This is a genomic window from Meishania litoralis, from assembly GCF_042611095.1.
In the GTDB taxonomy this organism is placed as follows: domain Bacteria; phylum Bacteroidota; class Bacteroidia; order Flavobacteriales; family Flavobacteriaceae; genus Meishania; species Meishania litoralis.
This window is the reverse complement of the sequence record NZ_JBHFPV010000002.1, coordinates 816,367-840,446: the sequence shown is the minus strand read 5'-3', so window position 1 is coordinate 840,446 and position 24,080 is coordinate 816,367. Positions and strand designations below refer to the sequence as shown.

22 protein-coding genes are annotated in these 24,080 nt (G+C 44.0%); 10 read left to right on the top strand and 12 right to left on the bottom strand.

Annotated features, from left to right (window positions below; genetic code table 11):
* Positions 1-1,383 (bottom strand): hypothetical protein, encoded by a 1,383-nt coding sequence (locus ACEZ3G_RS12950; protein ID WP_432425915.1) that lies wholly within the window; start codon positions 1,381-1,383, stop codon positions 1-3.
* 51 nt (positions 1,384-1,434) lie between these two features.
* Complete coding sequence (locus ACEZ3G_RS12945) at positions 1,435-1,770, bottom strand: L-rhamnose mutarotase (RefSeq protein ID WP_432425914.1); 336 nt, start codon at positions 1,768-1,770, stop codon at positions 1,435-1,437.
* A 307-nt stretch (positions 1,771-2,077) separates the two neighbouring features.
* On the opposite strand from ACEZ3G_RS12945, the gene uxuA reads away from it, so the two are divergent.
* From uxuA to ACEZ3G_RS12925, 4 genes are all read left to right on the top strand, one after another.
* Positions 2,078-3,238, top strand: a complete 1,161-nt coding sequence (uxuA, locus tag ACEZ3G_RS12940) for a mannonate dehydratase (protein WP_432425913.1) — start codon at positions 2,078-2,080, stop codon at positions 3,236-3,238.
* Positions 3,239-3,283: 45 nt separating this feature from the next.
* Positions 3,284-4,909, top strand: coding sequence for a sodium:solute symporter (locus ACEZ3G_RS12935; protein WP_432425912.1), 1,626 nt, complete (start codon positions 3,284-3,286; stop codon positions 4,907-4,909).
* Between the two features lie 131 nt (positions 4,910-5,040).
* Positions 5,041-6,390, top strand: coding sequence for a Gfo/Idh/MocA family protein (locus ACEZ3G_RS12930; RefSeq protein ID WP_432425911.1), 1,350 nt, complete (start codon positions 5,041-5,043; stop codon positions 6,388-6,390).
* Between the two features lie 17 nt (positions 6,391-6,407).
* Positions 6,408-7,988: an arylsulfatase gene (locus tag ACEZ3G_RS12925; protein WP_432425910.1), complete on the top strand. Its 1,581-nt coding sequence runs from the start codon at positions 6,408-6,410 to the stop codon at positions 7,986-7,988.
* A gap of 2 nt (positions 7,989-7,990) precedes the next feature.
* Here the strand turns inward: ACEZ3G_RS12925 and ACEZ3G_RS12920 are convergent, their stop codons facing one another.
* A complete protein-coding gene (locus ACEZ3G_RS12920; RefSeq protein WP_432425909.1) occupies positions 7,991-9,184 on the bottom strand; it encodes an aldose epimerase family protein in 1,194 nt (397 codons plus the stop codon).
* Positions 9,185-9,239: 55 nt separating this feature from the next.
* Between ACEZ3G_RS12920 and ACEZ3G_RS12915 the strand changes: the two genes are divergently transcribed.
* Entirely contained in the window at positions 9,240-10,394 is a 1,155-nt protein-coding gene (locus ACEZ3G_RS12915; RefSeq protein WP_432425908.1) for a formylglycine-generating enzyme family protein, read from the top strand.
* Positions 10,395-10,405: 11 nt separating this feature from the next.
* Positions 10,406-11,533, top strand: coding sequence for a galactokinase (gene galK / locus ACEZ3G_RS12910; RefSeq protein WP_432425907.1), 1,128 nt, complete (start codon positions 10,406-10,408; stop codon positions 11,531-11,533).
* A gap of 29 nt (positions 11,534-11,562) precedes the next feature.
* Here the strand turns inward: galK and ACEZ3G_RS12905 are convergent, their stop codons facing one another.
* A complete protein-coding gene (locus ACEZ3G_RS12905) occupies positions 11,563-12,255 on the bottom strand; it encodes a LytR/AlgR family response regulator transcription factor (RefSeq protein WP_432426073.1) in 693 nt (230 codons plus the stop codon).
* A gap of 359 nt (positions 12,256-12,614) precedes the next feature.
* On the opposite strand from ACEZ3G_RS12905, the gene trxB reads away from it, so the two are divergent.
* Entirely contained in the window at positions 12,615-13,583 is a 969-nt protein-coding gene (gene trxB, locus ACEZ3G_RS12900) for a thioredoxin-disulfide reductase (RefSeq protein WP_432425906.1), read from the top strand.
* Between the two features lie 79 nt (positions 13,584-13,662).
* Here the strand turns inward: trxB and ACEZ3G_RS12895 are convergent, their stop codons facing one another.
* The 7 genes from ACEZ3G_RS12895 to ACEZ3G_RS12865 form a co-directional block, all read right to left on the bottom strand.
* The gene (locus tag ACEZ3G_RS12895; RefSeq protein ID WP_432425905.1) at positions 13,663-14,112 is read right to left on the bottom strand and encodes a hypothetical protein; all 450 of its coding nucleotides are present in this window, start codon (positions 14,110-14,112) and stop codon (positions 13,663-13,665) included.
* 126 nt (positions 14,113-14,238) lie between these two features.
* Entirely contained in the window at positions 14,239-15,288 is a 1,050-nt protein-coding gene (locus ACEZ3G_RS12890; protein WP_432425904.1) for an aminotransferase class I/II-fold pyridoxal phosphate-dependent enzyme, read from the bottom strand.
* The gene (locus ACEZ3G_RS12885) at positions 15,285-16,298 is read right to left on the bottom strand and encodes a dipeptide epimerase (protein ID WP_432425903.1); all 1,014 of its coding nucleotides are present in this window, start codon (positions 16,296-16,298) and stop codon (positions 15,285-15,287) included. Before ACEZ3G_RS12885 ends, ACEZ3G_RS12890 begins: the two co-directional genes overlap by 4 nt.
* A 110-nt stretch (positions 16,299-16,408) precedes the next feature.
* Entirely contained in the window at positions 16,409-17,140 is a 732-nt protein-coding gene (locus ACEZ3G_RS12880; protein ID WP_432425902.1) for a head GIN domain-containing protein, read from the bottom strand.
* 96 nt (positions 17,141-17,236) lie between these two features.
* Positions 17,237-19,030: a PspC domain-containing protein gene (locus ACEZ3G_RS12875; protein WP_432425901.1), complete on the bottom strand. Its 1,794-nt coding sequence runs from the start codon at positions 19,028-19,030 to the stop codon at positions 17,237-17,239.
* Positions 19,031-19,032: 2 nt separating this feature from the next.
* The gene (locus ACEZ3G_RS12870; protein WP_432426072.1) at positions 19,033-19,368 is read right to left on the bottom strand and encodes a PadR family transcriptional regulator; all 336 of its coding nucleotides are present in this window, start codon (positions 19,366-19,368) and stop codon (positions 19,033-19,035) included.
* Positions 19,369-19,594: 226 nt separating this feature from the next.
* Positions 19,595-20,065, bottom strand: coding sequence for a DUF4870 domain-containing protein (locus tag ACEZ3G_RS12865; protein ID WP_432425900.1), 471 nt, complete (start codon positions 20,063-20,065; stop codon positions 19,595-19,597).
* 165 nt (positions 20,066-20,230) lie between these two features.
* Between ACEZ3G_RS12865 and ACEZ3G_RS12860 the strand changes: the two genes are divergently transcribed.
* From ACEZ3G_RS12860 to ACEZ3G_RS12850, 3 genes are all read left to right on the top strand, one after another.
* Positions 20,231-20,689, top strand: a complete 459-nt coding sequence (locus ACEZ3G_RS12860; RefSeq protein WP_432425899.1) for a PaaI family thioesterase — start codon at positions 20,231-20,233, stop codon at positions 20,687-20,689.
* A gap of 153 nt (positions 20,690-20,842) precedes the next feature.
* The gene (locus ACEZ3G_RS12855; protein ID WP_432425898.1) at positions 20,843-21,640 is read left to right on the top strand and encodes a TIGR00266 family protein; all 798 of its coding nucleotides are present in this window, start codon (positions 20,843-20,845) and stop codon (positions 21,638-21,640) included.
* Between the two features lie 182 nt (positions 21,641-21,822).
* A complete protein-coding gene (locus tag ACEZ3G_RS12850) occupies positions 21,823-22,476 on the top strand; it encodes a DUF2461 domain-containing protein (protein ID WP_432425897.1) in 654 nt (217 codons plus the stop codon).
* A 5-nt stretch (positions 22,477-22,481) separates the two neighbouring features.
* Here the strand turns inward: ACEZ3G_RS12850 and ACEZ3G_RS12845 are convergent, their stop codons facing one another.
* Entirely contained in the window at positions 22,482-24,062 is a 1,581-nt protein-coding gene (locus tag ACEZ3G_RS12845; protein WP_432425896.1) for a M81 family metallopeptidase, read from the bottom strand.
* Between the last annotated feature and the right edge of the window lie 18 nt (positions 24,063-24,080).

Below are 24,080 nucleotides of genomic sequence, written 5' to 3'. Positions count from 1 at the left end.
CTAAGAATTTATGCCTTTAAAAAAGGTGTAATACGATTCGCCTTTGATGAGAACGTTCAAATAATGGGCCAGTTCGCGGGCATGGTAATCGCCCCACATGCAAGCCTCCCCATATGGAATTTTGCTGTTTTCAGGAATATGGTCCCAACCATTGGGCCGATGATAGATGCTGTGCAGAATCAATCCTTGATGATCCAAATCGGAACTCAGATAGGGTTCATCGAACAAAGTGTCGGCCACTGTCAATCCTGCCGACCAATATTTTTCAGCTTCGGAAGATTTCTTGTTTCTTAGATAATTTCCCAAACGTAACAGGCCTTGTGCGCCAATAGCGGCCGCCGAACTGTCAATGGGTTCATGTTCATTGAACGGATCGGACTTTTTTTCTTTCCAATCGGGCAGGTCGCCCAATCCGGGAGCGCCCGTATCCCAATAGGGTATACCATCATTTGCCGTATTATCGATATAAAAATCGCATGTGGCCTTTGCAGCCTTGAGAAAGATTTCTTCCAGATATGTTTTTCCTCCAAGTTCGTCAAGTTCAGGTAAGTTCCCTTGACTTTGCAAGAATTCCAATTGCTCGGCAAAGCCCAACATGGCCCAGCTCAGTCCGCGGGTCCACGTCGAAAACCCGCTATAGCCCTGCTGTGTGGACGGTGACCGAAAGTTTCCGTCATTGGTGTTAAAAATGGCTTCATGCGCTGTACGCCCCCAAACATCGTAAATGTCGCGGCCCTCACCATAATAAATAGAATACTTGGCCGTTGCCAGGGCATGTTGATATGCCCTTTTCAGCAAATTGATCTTAATATCGTTTTCACCTGAAGAATGATGTTCGAGCAAATGCCCGGCAACCAAAATTCTAATGGTACGGATGGTGTCAACGAACAGCGAATGCGGCCCGTTAAAGGAATAGATAAAACCACCTTCGGGGATTGTTGTCCACCGTTGTGCCTGCACGGAAGCCGAAAGCTTCAATGCAAGAACGCAAAATTCTTTTAGTCCTATGTCCTGGGTAATCTTACCTTCGTTCATTAATCGCAACAAGTTTCCGTAAGTGCTCAGATTATTGAACCCATGATCATGAACCCCAAAATGGCTTACATGCGAGGTCATTTTGGTTTTTATATTCCCGATGGCAAGATTTAGAAAGTAAGTATCGTCAGTAGCCTCAAATTGAAAAAGTTCGGATCCGAATTGAAAACCCTGCGTCCAGTCGGTCCAACTTCTTGGTTCATATTTTCCGTTTACGGTCACCACAGGAGAACCGACGGATCCTTTTAGCGAAGTGGTCACATTCTTGATCTTGGCACTGGAATATGACCATAGATTGTTGATTTTTTCAGAGAGATGCCCAGGTTCGAGTTGCGTATTTATGATCATGCTTAATTGATTTTGCTTAGTTGCTTTGTCGGCCGACAATCAAATGTCATCTTAAGCTTTAAAATCAAAAACTTTTTTCAACGGCAACCATTTTTCTCCCGGTTGGGCAACGGGCAGGGCCTGTTGATAATTCCACATCAAGGTTTCCCATTCCTGCACTTTTTTATTATCGGCGTCCATTTTCGCTTTTTTATCGAAAGAAAACCAATCTTCAACCTCGATCAGCATTACCAAACGATTGGCAATGCGGTAGATTTCCATATGTACGATTCCAGAATCCCGCAGACTGTCCAGTACTTCAGGCCATACATTTCTATGGTATTCATCATATTTTTCTATCAATTCGGGGTCGTTTTTTAGATCTAGGGCAAGACAATGTTTTTTCACGTGTTTAAATTTTAATTGGTCAATTGATAATAATCCTAAATTATGAAATTGGAATCTCGATAGCCATTCGGATGACCACTTCGTTCTCTATTAAATCTGCCTGCCACCGGCAGGAATTTTAAAAATCCGCTTTGAACAAGAGAATTATAAATATTCAGTTGAGGTATGAATATAACAAAGTTTTACATCTATTTGATTATGAAGTAAAAATTTGGGGCTAAACTAACAATTTTGTATTCTAGTGTGCTTTAAGGGGCGGTGATATCGATTCTAAACAATATGACCTAGAATCCCTAATAAATATAAAATGATAGAAACATTTAGATGGTTTGGTGCGACAGATCCGGTCAGTTTAAGTTATGTCGGACAAACAGGGGCCAGTGGGGTGGTAACGGCTCTGCATCATGTGCCGAACGGCGAGGTTTGGCAGATCGATGAGATTCAAAAGGTCAAAAATGAAATAATGGGGGCCGGGCTCGACTGGGCCTTTATCGAAAGCATCCCTATTCACGAGAACATAAAGCTGCGAACGGGCGATTACCTGCAACGGATCGATAACTATAAAAAGAGTCTCGAGAATGTTGCCTCGTGCGGTGTAAAGAACGTGTGCTACAACTTCATGCCCGTTCTGGATTGGACGCGGACCCAACTTCATTGGCCGCTTAGAAACGGGGGTACCGCCTTGCGGTTCGATAAGGTCGATATGGCAATTTTTGAACGCTATATCTTAAAACGGAAGGGAGCGGAAAACGATTATACGGACGAGGTATTGCAAAGCGCCATGAACCGTTTTTCGAAGATGACCAATGGAGAAAAGCAAGAACTTCAAGACAATGTCTTAATGGGACTTCCTGGTACGGTCGACGACTTGACCATTCCCGTTTTTAAGAAAATGATCGCTGCCTATGCGGGTATTACCCATGACGATCTCAAGTCGAACCTTTCCTATTTTTTGAACGAGGTGATTCCCGTTGCCGAGGAAAATGGAATCAAGATGGCCATCCATCCTGATGATCCGCCATTCGATATTATGGGGTTGCCGAGAATTATTAAATCGGAGGCCGACCTTGATGACTTGGTAAATTTTGTCGATAGTCCTTCTAATGGAATCACTTTCTGTACAGGCTCTTTAGGGGCAAATCCTGAAAATAATTTACCTGCGATGATTCGAAAGTTCTCAGATCGCATTCACTTTCTACATCTCAGAAATGTAAGACGTGAGCATGATGGCAGTTTTTATGAAGACAACCATTTAGATGGTTCGTCCGACATGTATGCGATTGTAAAAGCCATTCTTGAAATTGAAGATGTTAGGGGTGTTGAAATACCAATGCGGCCGGACCATGGCCATCAAATATTGAACGACCTTGACACAAAAAACGCATATGCCGGTTACACCGCGATAGGACGATTGAAGGGATTGGCCGAGATTCGAGGACTGGCATTGGGGATTTCGAAAAGTAGATAATCTATTGTCCATGTACCGTTTATCATTTAACAACCAACTGTCATTATGAAAGGACTTGATACAATAGATTGGGTAGTAATCGTTGGGTATTTTTTGATTCTACTAGGTGTGGCATGGTGGGTCATCATGCAAAAACAAAAGAATACCGAGGACTATTTTCTGGCCGGAAGAAACATTGGCTGGTTCATGGTCGGGGCATCGATATTCGCTTCCAATATTGGATCGGAACATGTCGTTGGCCTGGCCGGAAATGGCGCAGGTGACAAGATGCCCTTGTTGATCTATGAACTCCACGCCTGGATCGTGCTTATGTTAGGTTGGGTTTTCCTTCCGTTTTATGCGAGAAGTGGGGTTTTTACGATGCCGGAATTTCTGGAAAAACGGTTCGATGCCCGATCCAGATGGGTACTTTCGGTAGTTTCTTTGATCGCCTATATCCTGACCAAGGTTTCGGTAACCATATATGCCGGCGGGGTAGTGGTCTCGGCCTTATTGGGTATTCCGTTTTGGATCGGCGCGGTAGCGACCGTCGTCCTTACCGGGCTTTACACCGTTCTGGGAGGTATGCGTGCCGTTGTCTATACGGAGACCATTCAGGCCATTATTTTGGTGCTGGGAGCCGGAGTATTGACATTTATCGGCTTGGATGCCGTTGGGGGATGGGGCGAATTGAAAGAGACCATTGGTTCCGACTATTTTAATATGTGGCGTCCTAATTCGGATCCCGACTATCCTTGGCTGCCTTTATTTATTACGAGTACTATTGTAGGTATTTGGTACTGGTGTACCGACCAGGTCATCGTACAGCGGGTATTGACCGCAAAAAATATCAAGGAAGGAAGACGTGGAAGTATTTTTGGGGCCTTGTTGAAATTGATGCCGGTATTTCTTTTTCTGGTTCCCGGAATTATTGCACTAGGACTCAAAATGCAAGGAAAATTGGATTGGAACAGTCCTGATGAGGCTTTTCCGGTTTTGATGAGCAATCTGTTGCCTTCAGGTTTGAGGGGATTGGTGGCCGCCGGACTTTTGGCCGCCTTGATGAGTTCGTTGGCCTCTGTTTTTAACTCATGTTCGACATTGTTCACATTGGATATATACAAGAAATTGAGGCCCGATAAACCCGAGGAACAATTGGTAAGAACGGGAAGGATCGCTACTTTTTTCGTTGTAGGGTTGGGGTTATTGTGGATTCCGATAATCTCCCGTTTATCCGATGGTCTTTATGAGTATCTGCAGAACGTTCAGGCTTATATTTCACCACCGATCGCCGCTGTATTTCTTTTGGGTATTTTTTACAGGAGGATAAATGCCAATGGTGCCATTGCCACATTGGTGGGAGGGTTCATTATAGGATTCTCAAAATTGACCCTTGAAATTCTAAAATCCAGTTTCTCTGAGGGAAGTTTCCTGTTCAATATCGCGAATATCAATTGGCTGGTCTTTGGAGCCTATTTTTTTGCTATTTGCGTTGCAATGGCCGTTTTGGTCAGTATGTTCTATCCCGCACCAACGCAGACACAACTTGCCGGGCTGACTTTCGGCACGGCCAGCGCCGAACAAAAAGCCACTAATAAATCAAGTTACAACATTTGGGATATTATTGCTTCTGCCTTCGTTATTTTGATCGTATTGTACATAATGGTCTCCTTTAGCACATTATCGCTATAAGAATAAAGATTTTATCGTATGCCGTTTGTATTAAAATCAAGTGAAACCTAGAACAAATATGATATTATCCTTATATTCACAGAACAGTTAATACCAGCTTAGATAACTTAAATTCAAATAAATACGAAATAATGAAAAATGAAAAACGAGCGGACCGTAATTCGGGTTCGGGCAAATCGAGAAGAACATTTGTAAAGCAGACGGCTCTACTTTCGGGAGCAGCAATGCTACCATCGTTCAAAATGAATGCGATGTACAATGTTTTCAATGAAAAGAAACTGAAGATCGCTTTGGTCGGATGTGGCGGAAGAGGCACCGGGGCCGCGGTACAGGCCCTTCGGGCAGATGGAAATGTTGAATTGGTCGCTATGGCCGATGCCTTCGAAGACCGCTTGAAAGGAAGCCTTGCCAATATTTCCAAAGAGATGGGTGATCTCGGCAAGGGAAAGATAAATGTAAAGACCGAGCATCAGTTCGTAGGTTTCGATGCTGCACAAAAAGCGATGGATTTGGCCGATGTCGTCATATTGGCTACCCCGCCTGGGTTCAGGCCGCAGCATTTTGAATACGCCATCAACAATGGCAAGCATGTCTTCATGGAAAAGCCGGTGGCCACAGATGTACCTGGCGTACGCAAAGTCTTGGCAGCGGCCGAAAAGGCCAAAGCCAATAAACTTAACGTAGTCGTTGGTCTGCAAAGACATTATCAAGACAATTATCTTGCCGCCATAGATCAGTTGAAGAAAGACGCCATCGGAAAGATAGTCTCGGGCCAGGTCTACTGGAACAGTGCCGGGGTATGGGTGCGCGAGCGTCAATCTGGGCAGACAGAGTTGGAATATCAAATGCGCAACTGGTATTATTTCAATTGGTTGTGCGGGGATCATATTTTAGAACAGCACATTCACAATATCGACGTGGCCAACTGGTTCATCGGGGAGTATCCGGTATCTGCACAGGGTATGGGAGGTCGTCAAGTACGTACCGGCAAGGATCATGGTGAAATATTCGATCATCATTTTGTGGAATTTACCTATCCGAGCGGTGCGGTGATCGCCAGCCAATGTCGTCATCAGCCGGAGACCATGAGTAGGGTTTCCGAATTTTTCCAAGGTACCAAGGGAACCGTATCGACCGAAGGTGACAATGCCACTTTAAAGGATTGGAGCGGAAATGTTGTTTTCGAACATCGTGGAAAAGATGATCCGAATCCGTATCAAGTCGAGCATATCAAATTGTTTGAATCGATTCGCAATGGCGGTGTGATTTCCAATGGAGAGTATGGCGCCAAAAGCACCATGACGGCGATATTGGGAAGAATGGCCACCTATTCGGGCAAGGTCATTACTTGGGATGAGGCGATGAAATCAAATCTGGCCTTGGTACCCGATAACCTTACGTGGGATTCACAAGCGCCCGTACAACCCAATGCGGATGGTTGGTACGAAATTCCGACTCCGGGCAAAACGGTTGTGCTATAGAATCGAAAGATAAACATATGAAGTTACCCTTATCAATAACATCCCTGCTTTTGGTGGGGATGTTCATTTTGTCTTGCAAAGATAAAACCGAAAACCAAAATGTTGCCGAAGAAACGCAAAAGCCCAATATTATTTATATCCTTGCGGACGATTTGGGCTATGCCGAGATCGGGGCTTACGGTCAAGAAAAAATCGAGACACCCAATATCGATGCTTTGGCCCAAGAAGGAATGTTGTTTACACAGCACTATACCAGTGCCCCCGTCTGTGCCCCAGCACGATATATGTTCTTGACGGGCAAACATGCCGGGCATGCCTATATCAGGGGCAATCACGAGTGGCGCGAACGTGGCAATGTCTGGGATTACGTCAGTATGGCAAAAGATTCTACGCTTGAAGGCCAAAAACCGATACCTGAAAATACCATCACCCTCGGCCATCGGTTGCAAGAAGTTGGCTATACGACCGCAATTGTGGGGAAATGGGGGCTTGGAGCTCCGCATACGAAAGCGGTACCCAACGATATGGGTTTTGATTTTTTCTATGGCTACAATTGTCAGCGTCAGGCACATACCTATTACCCCTTACATCTTTACAAGAACCGAAACCGGGTACATCTAGCGAACGATACGGTACCGCCGAATACCAAATTGCCCAAGGGTGCCGACCCCAATGATCCGAACAGCTACTCGGCATACAATTTAGCCGATTATTCGCCCGATTTGATGTTCAAAGAATTGACCTTATTTGTTGAGGCGAATAGTGACAAACCTTTCTTTTTATATTGGGCGACCCCGATACCACATGTCGCTATTCAAGCTCCGCAAAGATGGGTGGATCATTATGTTGAAAAGTTTGGGGAAGAAGAACCATATTTGGGTGAACGAGGCTATTTTCCGCATAAGAATCCAAGGGCGGGATATGCGGCGATGGTCTCATATCTCGATGAGAATATTGGTAAGTTGGTACAACAACTTAAGGACAAGGGTATCTATGAGAACACCTTGATAGTTTTTACTTCCGACAATGGCCCGAGCTATGCGGGTGGCGCGGATCCCGAATTCTTTGAAAGCGCAAAACCTTTCGATGGAAATTATGGTAGAGGAAAGGGATTTGTTTATGAGGGCGGTATTCGGGTACCAATGATCGCTTCATGGCCCGGTCATATCAAACCGGGTAGCAAGAGCGACCATGTTTCTGCCCACTACGATATGTTGGCCACTTTTGGTGAGGTGACCGGATATGCGAGGCCCGAAGATACCGATGGCATTAGTTTGCTTCCTACATTGCTTTCAAAAGAAAATCAACAAGGGCACGATTTCATGTATTGGGAGTTTCCCGAATACGGGGGGCAAGTTGCCATTAGAATGGGCGATTGGAAGGTAGTAAGACAGAACCTGAAGAACGACGACGAAAATCCTACTTTAGAACTGTACGATCTAAAGAACGACCCTACGGAGACAACGAATCTGGCCGTGTCCCATCCTGAAATTATCGAAAAAGCGGTTGCAATTTTCGCGGCCCAACATAGCGATGCCGAAGAAGAACGTTTTCGAATTCCTGCTATCGAAAATGGTTTACTAGGTTTTGACGAATAGTATTATTCCGCTATTGTAAATTTATATACCGTGGTCGATCTATACTCTTGGCCAGGTTCAAGAACGGTACTCGGAAATTCTTTTTGGTTCGGTGAATCGGGAAAATGTTGGGTTTCCAAACATAGGGCACCTCTGAATATAAAGGGTTCATTGTTTTTTCCTATGGTCGTTCCGTCCGAGAAATTGCTCGTATAGACCTGAACCCCGGGCTCACTTGTGAAAACTTCCATTAAACGGCCACTCTCGGGTTCTTTTACGCTGGCAGCGAAGATTAGGCCATCCTCATTTTTTGGCGTCTCGTTCAGAATAAAATTGTGATCGATACCATTGGCGATTTTAAGTTGTGGATGGTCTTTGTCAATATCTTGTCCGATAGGTTTGGGAGACCTGAAATCAAACGGAGTATTTTCGACCGCCATTGGCGCTCCCGTTGGGATCAATCCTTCGTCCACCGCATTGATATGATCTGCATTGACCTTGAGAATATGGCCATGTACATTTCCCTTGCCCACACCCTTAAGATTAAAGAAGGAATGGTTGGTCAGGTTTACATGTGTTTTTTTATCGGTCGCGGCGAAGTAATCGATTTTAAGCGCATCGTCATCGGTTAGCAAATAGGCGACCTTGACATCAAGATTACCAGGATACCCTTCTTCCATGTCAGGTGAGATTCGACTGAATGCAATATAATTTTGAGCGACCGAGTCCACCTCCCAAACGACGGAATCAAAACCCTTGTCACCGCCATGCAAATGATTCTCACCATTGTTGCGGGCCAAGGAATAGGTTTCTCCGTCAAGTTCGAACTGGCCCTTGGCAATTCGGTTACCGTATCTACCGATTACAGATCCATAAAACTTGCCACTTGGCTTTTGATAGCCCTCAAGGGTAGGAAAACCCAAGACAATATCAACGTAGTTGCCGTTCTTGTCAGGAACCATTAACGAAACCAAGTGTTGCCCGAAATTCGTCAATGAAGCTTCAATACCGTTCTTATTCTTTAAAAGATATAGAGAAACCGATTTTCCATCCAATGAAGTTTTAAAATCTTCAGCATAAATACCTGACATATAGCTTTTTGGTTCTATTTTATCGACAATTTCAGGAGCTTCGTTATTCTTTGGCGTTTGCTTGCAGCTACCGAATATGAGCACCGAAAATAGAAGCAATGGCACGTGGTTTCGTATGATTTTCATGATTTTTCTTTGGATTATGAAGATATAAAATAACTTTACATCTTAGACTTCACAAATGAAATATCACTTTTTTCAATCTAAATATTGGGTAATTGTCTGGAGCATTGCCCTGTTTTTCTTTGCATGTCGCGATCCTAAGCAAAATGCCAAAGAAAATGTAAAAGAAGGTGAACTTAAAGAACCACAGGAGGAAAATGCGCATACCACCGTAATAAAAACAATTCCCGGTGGAGTCGATACTCCGGCGGGTATGGTGTGGATTCCTGGTGCAATGTTCGATCAGGGGGCCGTTGCCCAAGATCAAATGGCCATGGGGCATGAAAAGCCATCTTTTCAGGTGGCCGTTGATGGGTTTTTTATGGATGAGACCGAAGTGACCAATGCGAAATTCGAAAAATTTGTCAAAGAAACAGGCTACTTGACCGTAGCCGAAAGGGAGATTGATTGGGAAGAGATGAAAAAACAACTTCCCGAAGGTACTCCAAAACCTCACGACAGTATTTTGCAACCCGGTTCTTTGACCTTTAAAAAATCAAAAAGCTCGGTACCAAATCTTTATGACTTTTCGCAGTGGTGGCAATGGACTATCGGTGCCAGTTGGAAACATCCGGCGGGCCCCAACAGCTCGATAAAAGGAAAGGAAAACCATCCTGTGGTACATATCGCCTATGAAGATGCATTGGCCTATTGTGAATGGGCAGGAAGGAGACTTCCTACCGAGGCCGAATGGGAATTGGCAGCACGGGGCAATCGGAAGGACAAGATTTTTTTCTGGGGCGATGACCAAGATTTATTGGGAAACCAGGCCAATACATGGGAAGGCGAATTCCCCGTTATGAATACCCAACAAGACGGTTTCGAAAGACGCGCCCCGGTAAAATCCTATCCCCCTAACGATTTTGGACTTTACGATATGGCCGGAAATGTTTGGGAATGGACAGGAGACTGGTACAATACCAATTATTACAATGAAGTTTCTTCAAAAAAACAGTTGCTCAAAAACCCCAAAGGAGCTGCGAAACCCTTTAATGAGCGGGATCGCTATGCGAAGGAAAAGGTGATGAAAGGTGGTTCTTTTCTGTGTAGCGAATCATATTGTGCAAGCTATAGGGTTTCGGCAAGAATGGCGACAAGCCTCGACTCTTCTTTGGAGCATTTGGGTTTTCGAACCGTAGCTTCCGTTGATATGGTCAAAGCGGAAAAGAACTAATTCTGATGGAAATGGATTTCTTAAAGGACTTTGTTCCAACGATCAACGTAGTTTCTCCGGGAAGAATCAACTTGATCGGGGAGCATACCGACTACAATTTGGGATATGTTTTGCCCACGGCTATTGAAAAAAGGATATTGCTAAAGTTTCAAAAAAACGGTACGGATACCAGATGTCGTGTCTATAGCAAAGATTTTGACCAAGGTTTTGAGTTTTTCCTGACAACGATCGCCCGGAGCGATAACGATTGGGAAAATTATGTTTTGGGCGTTCTGAATGAAATAACAAAGCTTACGGACAAGGTTCGGGGTTTTGATTGTGTTCTTGAAAGCGATCTTCCGTTGGGATCTGGACTTAGTTCTTCGGCCGCCCTTGAATGTGGGATGGCCTTCGGTTTAAATGAACTTTTCGATTTGGAGTTGTCGAAAATGGATATCGTAACTTTATCACAAGCCGCAGAGCACACCTATGTCGGCACACAATGTGGCATTATGGACCAGTTTGCCTCGGTAATGAGCGAAAAGGGCCATATGATTCTTTTAGACTGTAGGTCACTTGAATATGATCTGATTTCGGCCAATCTCGACCCTTACAAGATCATTATGCTCAACACGGGCGTTTCACATAGTCTCGCGAACAGTGAATACAATAAAAGAAAGGCCGAGTGCGAAAAGGGCGTTTCCATATTGAAAGCTGAAAATCCTGAAATAAAATCACTGAGGGATGTTTCCATGGAAATGTTGGAACGCTTTGAAGATAAGATAGACCCTGTTGTCTATAAAAGATGCCATTTCATAATCAAGGAAAACCAAAGGGTTTTAGAAATGGCGAAAGTATTGAAAGACAGAGATATTGAAAAAGCCGGTGCCATTTTGTACGAGGCCCATGATGGCATAAGCAAGGAATACGAAGTGAGTTGTAAGGAGTCGGACTTTCTCGTAGACTTTGCAAAGAACAATGCCTCGGTACTAGGTGCAAGGCAGACCGGTGGCGGTTTTGGCGGCTGCACGCTTAATATTGTACATAAAGATGAAGCGGAGAATTTCATAGACCTGGCCATCGATGCCTATAAGAAGGAGTTCGGCAGGGAACTAATGGCGTTTGAGGCGAGCCCCAGTGGTGGAACTTCCAAAATATGAATGTAGTGCTAAGAATGTCAAAAAGGGAATCAATAATTGACCAGTGCTTCCTCGAGGCGATCCTTTTTATGACGGCTCAAGGGTAATTGACGCCCTTTTATCTCAACGATGGTGGTATTGAATTTATCCACCTTTTCAAGGTTGACAATGTATGATTTATGGGTGCGTAGAAACTTGTCTTCCGGTAATTTGGTGACGAATTTCTTCATTGTAGAGAGTACTAGAATATTCTCGGTATCCGTCATTATTTTGACATAATCCCCAAAACCTTCGATCCAGTTGATGTCCTTTAAAAAGACCTTTATTTTTTTCAGGTTGCTGTTCACATAGATAAATTCACCCTCAGTGGCAATTTTCTGGTTGAACTTATGATTCGTGACAGCTCGCTTGATCGCTTCATTGAAGCGGTCTTTGTTGATGGGCTTCAAAAGATAGTCCGTCACATTATAATCAAATGCCTGAAGGGCATGTTTTGGATTACCCGTGATAATTATTATTTGAGGAAGATGGTCAAGTGATTCGAGAAGTTGAAATCCATCCAAAACAGGCATTTCGACATCGAGAAAAATGAGATCCGTATCGTTTTCCATGACAATCTTTCTTGCATTGATACCATTATGGAACTCTCCGATCAACTGAAGATTAGGATGGTCATTAACTTGTTTGACAACTGCCTCTCGCTGCACCGAGGAGTCATCGACGACTATTGTTTTTAGTGTTATGTTATTCATAACGTGCAATATATCAGTTAAGTAGCAATATAGTCAATAATTGTCAATAATGTATAATAGGCCTGGTTAGAAGCTTGCCCAACCTAAATATATTCGCAAATATATGAGGTTTGAAGACTTATGAGACATGATAAAAATCATTAATTTAAGAACTCGCGATATATTCAGGCGGAGCCTCTAAATTTTTTTTGCCTTTACCTATAATATGATATTTATCAATCGTTATTGACTGTAATTGAGGAGGGGGAATGTCTTCTTGAGAGCCATATAACTTTTGATAACTTTAAAGTAAGGTTTTTTGTAAAAAACCTACTTTTGTCCGTATAAACTATATAGAGCAACTTTAAGTCATGTCAGAGAACATAGAACGCATTAAAACATTGATCATCGGGTCAGGGCCTGCAGGGTACACGGCCGCAATTTATGCTGCACGGGCAGACCTAAAACCTGTGGTTTATACCGGAATGGAGCCTGGCGGGCAATTGACCACGACCACAGAAGTTGATAACTTCCCCGGATATCCCGAAGGTATCGATGGCCCCACCATGATGGTGCAGTTACAGCAGCAGGCAGAAAGGTTCGGTACCGATGTGCGAATAGGAATGGTCACGGCGGTCGAGTTAAGCGATGAAATTGGGGGTATTCATAAAGTGACCGTCGATGATTCGAAGGCAATCGAGGCGGAGACCATTATTATTTCTACGGGCGCAACGGCCAAATATCTGAATCTGCCAAGTGAGCAACGCTTGCGGGGCGGAGGGGTATCCGCCTGTGCGGTTTGTGACGGATTTTTCTACAAGGGTCAAGACGTCGCTATCGTGGGGGCAGGAGACACCGCTGCCGAAGAAGCATCGTACCTTGCGAATATCTGCAATAAGGTGACCATGTTGGTGCGAAAAGATTTTATGCGCGCTTCGAAAGCCATGCAACATCGTGTCAATAGCCTAAAGAATATTGAAGTGCGGTACAATACCGAAGTAGATGAGGTGTTGGGAGACCAAGTGGTCGAAGGCCTGCGTATGGTGAACAATCAGACCGGAGAAAAAGAGGATATTGCGATAACCGGACTTTTTATAGCAATCGGCCATAAACCGAATACCGATATTTTCAAAGGTCAGTTAGATATGGACGATGTAGGCTATATCATTACCAAAGGGAAATCGACGAAAACCAATAAACCGGGTGTATTTGCCAGTGGTGACGCACAGGACAAAGAATATCGGCAGGCAATTACCGCGGCGGGAACCGGTTGTATGGCGGCCTTGGATGCCGAACGTTATTTGGCCACCATCGAAACGGCCAAGGAGGAAATGGCCTAATTGAAAAAGGTTTATAACCTACAAAAAAGCCCCCGTTTATCACGGGGGCTTTTTTTAGTACTGTTCTTCATGAATCGGCTCAGTCGATACGCTTATAATTCTCGGCATTGATCCGATTTCCTTCTTCATCGACGAATATTTGGCTATACCTGTGGTTCTTTAAATCAAGTTCCATTTTCCACTCCATATTTGCATTTGCGATTTTTCGCATTGAGGCCGACATATATTCCAAACGTTCTGTCAGCATATTGTCTTCGACCTCATAAGAACCATAACCGAACCATTCTACAGAGTCGTCAGGCACGTATCGTGTCCACATAACCTTACCATTATAATACATCTTAATTTGGCGATAGCCATCGGTGGTCGGCAAGGTATCGGAAACATTTACGCCGTCGGTATAATTATAGAAGCTGACCAGTTCCCAAGTGCCTTCGATGGAAGGGTGCAAAACTGGATCTTTGTCCATGGGACCAGTAGCGGAAATCAATAATAACATTAGAACTATTAGTGCGGATATTTTTTTCATGGCGGTGTTCTTTAGGATTATTACTACGTTAGCATTCAAAAGTTACAAAAAAATATGACGATATGATAATTTTAATACCCAAGAATTAACATATTGTCAGCATAACTTCAAAAGTTTTGAAAAACCTCAGATTTTGTAATCGGCTATCTGCCTTAACAATACTTGAATGTCATCAATATCATGTTGTGCCCCTAAAACGATTCTACTCTTTGTTGAATCTCCATCCGAAGGATAGCTGAAGTTTGTGGTAATAATGCAACGTTGTTCCAAATAAGTCGCCAAATCTTCGTCCATAAAGGAAAAAACGGGATAGTCTTTCATAAAAAAGAAGCCTTCTTTCTGTTTTAAATGTTTCAGAAAGAAGGAGATATTGTGCTGCAGTTTAATCCTTTTTTCCTCAAGGATATTTTTTGAATCGAGTAAGGTAGCCAGACCGGCAGGGGTAGCCGGACTTGCCCCCCCGAAGAAATCGGTTTCCATCAGTGTTCGAATTCTCTCTTTTTTACCAAAAACGGCACCGGCCTGCACGCCAAAAGCCTTGCCTAGGGAAGCGCATACGATAAGTTCTTTTGCCTCAGCTTTGACCAGTTCATTAAATACACCGCCCCCATTGTCGCCGACAATTCCAATACCATGTGAATCGTCGATTATCAATATTACTTGACTTAGGGGAAGCTCTTTTAGTTGAGTGAAATCAGGATAATTGCATCCCGAAAAATCAATGGAATCAAGAAGCACGACAGGTGTGGCTTTTCGATTTGCCTCCAAATGGGCCTTCAGCGCAATGTTCAACGCGGTGTATGTTGCGTAAGGTCTCGACCCCACTAAATGTAAGGCCGAATGCGTATGGGGTGCATAAAAAAGCTTGTATTCCGGGGAACTGAAATTACGGACCAATAATTGTGCTGCCAAATAGCCGGAGGACATAGTAACGCAAGATTCGCTTCCGGCCAGGTTTGCCAAATGGTTTTCGACTTCCTCAAAAATGGTAAAGCGTACATTCGACTTACGGGAAGCGCCATAGCCCGTGCCATATTTTTTAATGTTCTTTATCAGGATTTCTTGAAATTGGGGATCGGTTTGCAACCCCAAATAGGAAGTTCCGCCAAAATACAGGTGTTTTTGGCCATCAACGATAATTTCGCGTCCGGGAAAACCATCGATTCTATAGATCATGACCGCATAGTTATACCGCTACCACCCATTTTTGGAAAGACCAAACCGCCCTCTTTTGTAATGATTATGCCATCTGCAATATCTTCTTTAAGCAATAAAGGACCGTCCATATCGACATAGTCCAGTTGCGGAAGCAGTTGAGCGATCGCGGAAATTCCAACAGTCGATTCTGTCATACAACCGACCATGGTCTTTAGACCCAAATCCCTACCTTTTTGGATCATGCGTAGGGCGGGGGTAAGGCCTCCACATTTGGTCAACTTTATATTGATACCATTAAAATGGAGGCTACATTTTTCCACATCGGCCTCGACGATACAACTTTCATCGGCAATCACCGGAAGTACGCTTCGGTGCATAACCTGTTCCATACCTTCCCAATCATCGGCTTTTAAGGGTTGCTCCAAGAATTCAACGCCCAAGGCCTTAAGTTGTGGGGCATTTTGAATGGTTTCTTTAGCCGTCCATGCACAGTTGGCATCGATACGGAATACGGCATCGGTATGCCTACGTAGTTCTTTGACGATGTTCACATCATCATCGGTGCCCAGTTTTATCTTGTAGATGGGCCATGGTGTTTCTTGCATCTTGGCCACCATTTTTTCTATGGAATCGATACCTATGGTGTAATTGGTAATCGGATAGTTTTCGTTCGAAGTATCCCATAATTCATAGAGGGGTTTACCCTTTAGCTTTCCATAAAGATCCCATGCCGCCAGGTCGAGTGCGCAGATGGCAAAATTGCTCAATCCCTTTTCGACCAAAAAGGAGTGAAAATCTTTAGGGGAACCCATGTCGAATGCTTCGATTTCATCGCGAACGGACTCGATTTCCGAAATCATGCTTTCAATCGTAATTCCGTAATACGGATTGGAAGTCGCCTCTCCATACCCCGTTTCATTTTTTCCACTTAATGAAACGATCAAAGTATCTTGAAAGTCATGCGATTCACGTGAAATGCTAAAGGTATGCTTTAAAACTAGGGTGAACTTTTTAAGGGCTAGGCGCATTGCAAAAATGGTTTGTACTAATATAGCCAAACCTTGGCTACTACAAAATGAAAACCCAGGTTCTTCAAAAGAATCTGGGCCTTATATGCTAGGTGGTTTTGTAACTTGGTCTAATTTCTATGAACGCTTCCGGAAACCGATTTTTTGGTGGTTACGTTCGGATCTCCCGAATACGAGATGTTTCCTCCGCTACTAGCGTTGGCCGTAAGCCTTTCCGATACTTCGATACTTATGTTCGAACCGCTACTGGCCTCAGCATTACAGTTTTCGGAGTGTAGGTTTTTCGCATGGATGTTCGCCCCGCTACTACCATCAACGTAAGTCATTTGTGCGCTGCCCCCTATGTCTAGATTGGCCCCGCTACTGGCATCGATATCCACCTCGTTGGCCTGTATCTCGATATCCAACAATGCACCGCTATTGCCATCTATTTCGAGTCTATCGGATTTAATCGTGTTCTGGGTTATCAAATGAGACCCACTGGTGCCCTTTAAAGCGGTTACATCGGGCAGGGAAACAAAAACCTTTTTGGTGGCCCTGCTGATATTCTCAATGGCGTGTATTCTTAGCGTTCCGTTTTTGATGTCGGTTCCAATAAGATCGATAATGTTTTCATCGGCCTCGACCGAAATTTCAAAATCATTGGCTTGGGTAACATATACTTCTATGCCTTCAGAGGCATGTACTTCGGTGAAGTCGTCGGTTACTTCGCGGTTTTCGGTAACTACGTCACCGTTGCCCCGTACGCCGGTCCCAAAGTCCCCAAAGTTGATATCGAATCCACACGAGGATAGGATCAAAGCCATTATAAGGCCTATTGCAATTCTTGCTAAAGTTGTCATGATAGTTGTTTTTATGATTGATATAAAAGTCGTATTAAAATTTCTCGCTATAAATTCGGTCGAACCGAACTGTCAAATTATCGGTATGAACCGTGATCAACGGTTGTCACCCGCATCGATTTTCACGCCCCTGCCATTTACATTGATGTTCACGCTATCTTGGCTGTCCTTGGCCCTCATCTCTACACCATCTTCGTCGATTTTCATTTTGAACGAATCACCATTGTCTTTGATGTCGATATCCACACCATCGGCATCGATTCGAATGTGATTGTTATCTTCATCATCGTCGCTTTCGAATTCTGGACAGTTTTGGCAGATCCACTCGCCTTGGGGGCTCAACTTCCAGAGATAGTCATCAAACCCGCATCCGTCCATATCTCTATCATTGTTGGCGTGAAGCGCTCTGCAGCGGCCATTTGAACGATCATAGTCGATGATGGTCCCGACGGGCAAATAAAGGTTTATTCTGACTTCTTGGTCTTTGAACTTATTTTCTCGCGGGGTGGTCAAGAAGTTATCGAATACGATGCTGTTTCCTTCTATTGTATAGGAATAATCTATGTTTTCGGCGGTCTCCTTTGCATTTTGAAAGGAACTTCCATCGGCATTTTTTCTGATCTCTAGCCTAGCGATCGTATCCTTCGATTTTTTTAGGGAAATCCTAACATCCTCCGATACTAATATTTCCTGTCCTTCTTCATTGAAGTTCAATACCATACCATTGATACCGATGCGATTGCCGTCATCTTGAATATCGGAAGCCCGCATTACAATGTTCAAGGTATCGATGGGCTGCTGAAAGACAAGTTCGTTTTCAGTAGTTGTGCTTCCCGAATAGGCATGGGCGGCCGCTTCTTTTACACCTAGAACGATCAAAGTGATCAAAGAGATCAACCAAAGGCCCAAAAGTGAGAACTTGGCAATGTTTCCAATCGACTTTAGGTTGTTTACCAATATCTTCAGCCCGAGGTACAGGAGGAAGAAAAAAGGGATCCCGATGGCGAAAAACCCAAGCAAGGATACCAACCACATAGGCGTATTGGTCGCATTGACGATATTATAGAAGTCAACCCCTGGAATATTGACCATACCAACAATACCTACCGTGAACAACCCGATGAACAACCCGATTATGGTCGCTGCACCGATGATGATCAATAAGATACCGATGAACTTTCCGATAATCTTGAAAAAGAACATGATGATATCACCCAGGGTATCGAAAAAAGTCTTTCCACTGCTTTTTACTTTTTTGCCCATGCCTTCGTAATCGACACTTTTAACACGATCGGCTACTTCTTCGAACCCTTCCTTTACTTTTCGCTCGATGTTGCTGATGTTTATGGCCTCGCCGCGCATATCCAATTTTTGTGAGGTCGTGGCCGCTTCGGGAATCAGTATCCAAAGAAGTCCGTAGATCAGAATAAAACCTCCGCCTGATCCAAGGGTCAAGAAGATCCAAAGCAATCGTATCCAAATGGCGTCGATGCCAAAATAGTGTCCGAGCCCCGAGGAAACGCCCGCGACGTATTTCGATTCGGTGTCGCGGTATAGTTTTTTAGTCCTCCTTGCACTGCCTTCATTGGTTCTTTTGGCTTTTGGTTCATCTTCGAAGATGTCTTCATCGACCATGTAATCTTCGGGTTGCCCCATGATAGAAATGACCACGTCGACTTCTTTTTCGGTGATTACCTGGCGCTCGTTTTCGAGTTTTTCGTAGAAAAGCTCTGCGATCCTTGCCTCAATATCGGCCATTATTTCATCGCTGCCGGGGGTGTTGGCAAATGAGCGTTTTATCGATTCAAGGTAGCGCCTCATCTTATTGTACGCTTGTTCATCGATATGAAAAAGTGTGTTCGCTAGATTTATATTTACTGTCTTGTTCATTTTTAGCTGTTTTTTGCATTGGTCACCACGTTGGTGGCATTTCGTAATTCGTCCCAAGTGGTATCCAGTTCCTTGAGGAAAAGTTTACCGGTTTCGGTCAACGTATAGTATTTTCTCGGTGGCCCCGAAGTCGATTCTTCCCAACGGTAGTTGAGAAGTCCCGCATTCTTCAATCGGGTCAATAGGGGGTAGATAGTGCCTTCGACGACAAGCATCTTGGCATCTTTCAAGGTATCCAGAATCTCGGAAGCATATTTGTCCTTTCCGTTAAGGATCGACAGTATGCAGTACTCCAACACCCCTTTGCGCATTTGTGCCTTTGTGTTTTCTACATTCATAATTTCTTTCTTCTTTTTACGCCCGACCTTCCCTTTTTCGAGGGAACTTTTTTCCAATACATCTGAAATAATGGTCCGCATAGTTTAACTGTTCGTTTTTTGATTCCGCCTTGCAGCGGGCAAGCTGATGAATAAACGTCCTAATTGATTGATGATTAAACTCCTATTTGGGCGTGATTAAGACCCTTTTGATTGATGATTCTTCTTTTTAAGTGGGCCAAGCCCTTTATTTGATAAAATTGATAGTGAACGGATATACATACTTTTCGCCCTGGCCGCTTTTCAAAGTCGCCAAAATAGTACAGACGATATCCAAGACCAAGAGCCCGACGCCGATGATTATTGCTGCTACCATGAAAGCGATATGAATGCCCATACCTGAATGATGGTGACTGAACTCGGATATATCATGCCGGTTCACATCAAAAATGTCGATGAAACCAACGAACTCAAAGGCAAAGACAAAAAACAAGATTGCTGTAATCGACGCCATGACCACGCCATATAATAAAATGCTGATCTGAAAATTCAAGGCCTGCTTGCCATTGTGATCGACAAAGTCATGATCGTTCTTATTGGCCGTCCAAAGTACCAACGGTAGCAAAAAGTTACCAAAGGGAATGAAGTACTTTGAAAGGGTCGACGCGTGTATGATCGCGGACAAATTTCTTTCGTGCTTGGTCAATGTATCTGTCATAGCTTAGTAATTTCTTATGCAAATATATATCCGAAAGAAGGTACTATGCAAAACAAAGTACTAAAAATTAACAAAATATTAACATTGTAATTTATGCCTGTTTTGCTAATAAATCTCTTGAAATACAAGTAAATTCAATACTTTTGGATAAAATCGAATGCAATTATGAGCATGACTCCCAAAACGATAAATTCGTTCAACTTTTTTAAACTTCCATCGGTTTGGTGGTGCGGAATTCGCGTAAAACGACTCGACGATACCACTTGCGTAGCTACCGTAAAGCACAAATGGATCAACCAGAATCCGTTTCGTTCTATGTTCTGGGCCGTTCAGGGTATGGCCGCTGAATTGACTACGGGAGCGCTGGTGATGCGACAGATCCAGCAAAGTGGAAAGAAAATTTCAATGCTCGTATTGAACAATAATGCCAGTTTTATGAAAAAGGCCACAGGTAGGATTACCTTTACCTGTAATCAGGGACACGAGGTCGATGCAGCGATAAAGAAAACCATAGAAACAGGGGAGGGGGAAACCATTTGGATGAAGTCCATAGGGGTCAATGAAGATGGTGTAGTGGTGAGTACCTTTAACTTTGAGTGGACGGTTAGGGTAAAAAACGGTTGATTGTTGATAGTTGTCGGTTGATAGTGTTCAACCTTATTGTCACTTATTAGAAATGATTCAGCTTTTCAATCAAGAATGTAAAAAAAGCTAGTTTCATTTGTAACATTTCAAACACAACTGACAACTAACAATTATCAACAAAAAACTATTAAAATGAACGCACACGAAATAGATTACGAGATTTACGGGGAAGAAATGCAGTACGTCGAGATCGAACTCGACCCACAAGAGGCCGTTGTGGCCGAAGCGGGAAGTTTTATGATGATGGATTCCGATATTAAGATGGATACGATTTTTGGGGACGGGTCGAATCAGGACAACAGTGTTCTCGGAAAGATTTTTTCCGCGGGCAAACGTGTGCTGACGGGGGAGAGTCTGTTCATGACCGCATTTTTAAATGTTGGTCAAGGCAAAAAGCAGGTCAGTTTCGCCTCACCATATCCGGGAAAGATAAAGGCCATCGATCTATCTGAAGAAAACGGAAAGTTCATTTGCCAGAAAGATGCCTTTTTATGTGCCGCCAAAGGGGTTTCGGTGGGCATCGAATTCTCCAAGAGGCTCGGCCGCGGACTTTTTGGAGGCGAAGGTTTTATCATGCAGAAATTGGAAGGTGACGGCATGGCCTTTGTACATGCGGGCGGAACCCTTGCCAAGAAAGTTTTGGCCCCCGGAGAAGTCTTAAAAGTAGATACAGGTTGTATAGTCGGCTTTTCACAAACCGTAGATTATGACATTGAATTTGTCGGCGGCATAAGAAATACAGTTTTTGGAGGCGAGGGACTATTCTTTGCGACACTCCGTGGTCCGGGTACGGTCTATATTCAGTCATTGCCTTTCAGCAGGTTGGCAGGTCGTGTTCTGGCTTCGGTTCCGAGAGGCGGCAAGGATAAAGGAGAAGGAAGCATTTTAGGTACCCTGGGCGATATTGTCGGTGGGGATAACCGGTTTTAAATGATTAAGAGTAAAGAGTTAAATGATAAGTTTAAGCAGTAGGCAGTAAACAGTAAGCCGTACGCAGTTTGAATAAGCACTTAAAATGAAGAATTGGCGATTAGCGTAAGGCGAAAATCCAAAAGCCAGAGGCCAGAAACTAGAGGCCAGAAGCTAACGGCAAAAGCCAACAACCAAATTAAATGGATTTCAAAAACCTTATCGACTTTCTAAGGGCACTTCAAAAAAATAATAGTAAAGAATGGATGGACCAAAACCGAAAGTGGTATAAGGATGTCCGGGATGACTACATTTCGTGGTTGGACAGAATGAACGCAAAATTGGCCACGATCGATGATGAATATTATGATACCCCGGGCAAAAAAGGAATCAATCGGATCAACAATAATTTGATGTTCCACCCGCATAAACCGATTTATAAGGATCACTTTGGCGCAGGATTCGACAAACGTCCTGGAACGGGGGATTTTTATATCGAAATAGGTATCGAAAGATCCATCATGGCCGGTGGTTTTTGGCGGCCGGGTCCCAAGACCTTGAAAAGCATTCGCGATGCGATCGATTACGATGGGGAAGAATTAAAAAAAATCCTTGATAAAAAGTCCTTTAAAGACCTTTTTGGAGGACTTTACGAAGATGTGAAATTGACCAATGTCCCTAAGGGTTTTACGAACGACCACCCACATATCGATTTATTGCGCAACAAGACATTTGCCGTCGCTACCGAATTCTCTTCAAAGGAAGTTCTTAAAGATGATTTCGAGGAAAAAGTGATCAAGATTTATAACGAAATGCTTCCTTTTCGACGCTATCTGAACAAAGCGGTTACGGTTTAGATTATCTATAATTCATCGGACGCCCGTATCAATCTGGCCGATAAATCGGGATCTAGCATATCGGCATCCAAGGGAAACATCGGTCTTTTGATGTTTTTGTATCCCAATCGTTCGAGATCTTGATCGACACCACCAGGGGTAAGGGCCATAATCCAACCTTTTCGCATATCGTACAATTCGGGTACGAGGTAACCGATTTTCACGATGACAATATCGGTTTCCCTTGGGTTTAGTCCCAAATCGGTAAAGTCTTTTTCATGGTGATAGGGTTTTCGTTTTTTGGTCACGATGACATTCGCACTTCCGATTTTGACCACGACTTCGACTTCGGCATCGCGATCACCTTCTTTGATTGCGGTAACGGTACCTTCGAGTTGTAGGGGCGGGGCAAAACGGTTATCGACGGCGGCTCCGGCCAAGGCCGAAACTTTTCCGCCAACACCCACTTTCAGGGCCTCTTGTATCAATTCGGGCCCGGGTATCGAAGCGTAGATCAGCGAGGGGCCGTTCTCTTTTTTGAACTCGGGTCTTTTTAATAGTTTTTGCAATGTCCACGTGACATCACCTGCACCTCCGGCCGTAGGATTGTCTCCCATATCACTTATTATAAATGGATTCTCGCTACTGGCGAGGGCCATTTTCAGGCTTTCATCCAAAGTGGCGACAGGTGCCACGAATTCGAATTCGTTGCGCACATCCCAAAAGGCCTTGGCCAATTTTTCCGCTCCCGTAACAACTTTTTCTTTGTCGTCACCGGTAACCATGACCACTGCATGGTTTCGTGGTTCGTCGGCCCAGGCATAGCCGATCCAAATGGCAGCATCGACGATGTCTTCTTGGTCTGCCACGGAAGGAATTTTACCGTAAAGGCTTTTACCCGGTTCGATACGGGTGCTGGTCTTTTCGCCCGGAAGTAAAATGGGAACGGGAATCCAGGCCTTGTATTTGGGCTTTCCTTTACCGCTTTCCAAGCGATCCAATAAGTTGACAATGGAGCGTTCCTTTGATTCGAGGGCATCCTCGTGTGGTGCCATGCGATAGCAGGTGATCAGGTCTGAGTGTTCCGCCAATTGTTCCGAAACATTGCCATGCAGGTCCATTGAGGTTGAGACCAATACATCCGTACCGATGACCTCGCGGATTCGCTTGATCAGATCGCCTTCCGCATCTTGAAGTCCGACAACGCTCATTGCCCCATGGATATCCAACCAAAGGCCGTCGTATGGTCCATTTTCCTTTAGCATTGCCAAAGTTTTGTTGACCATTGATTCGTAGGCCTCGCGGGTAACGATGCCTCCCGGTAACGATTTTCCCAACAAGGTGGGGATCCACTCGGCTCTTTTTCGAATATCGGAACCTTCTTCAAAAAAGGAGTAACGACCGAAAATCGAATCCCCAATCCGAGCATGAAAAGCCTCTTCATGGGTCTGGGCGGGGGAGAAGGTGCTCGATTCTATGCCGATTCCGGCAATAGCGATTCTTGGCAGTCCATTCCCATTTTCCTTGTTCTCGGGGTTTTGCTTACATCCGCTCAGCGCGATAAGAATAAGCAGTGTCTTGAATATTGTTTTTTTTGCTTTGATCATAGTTTGTACAAGTGTATT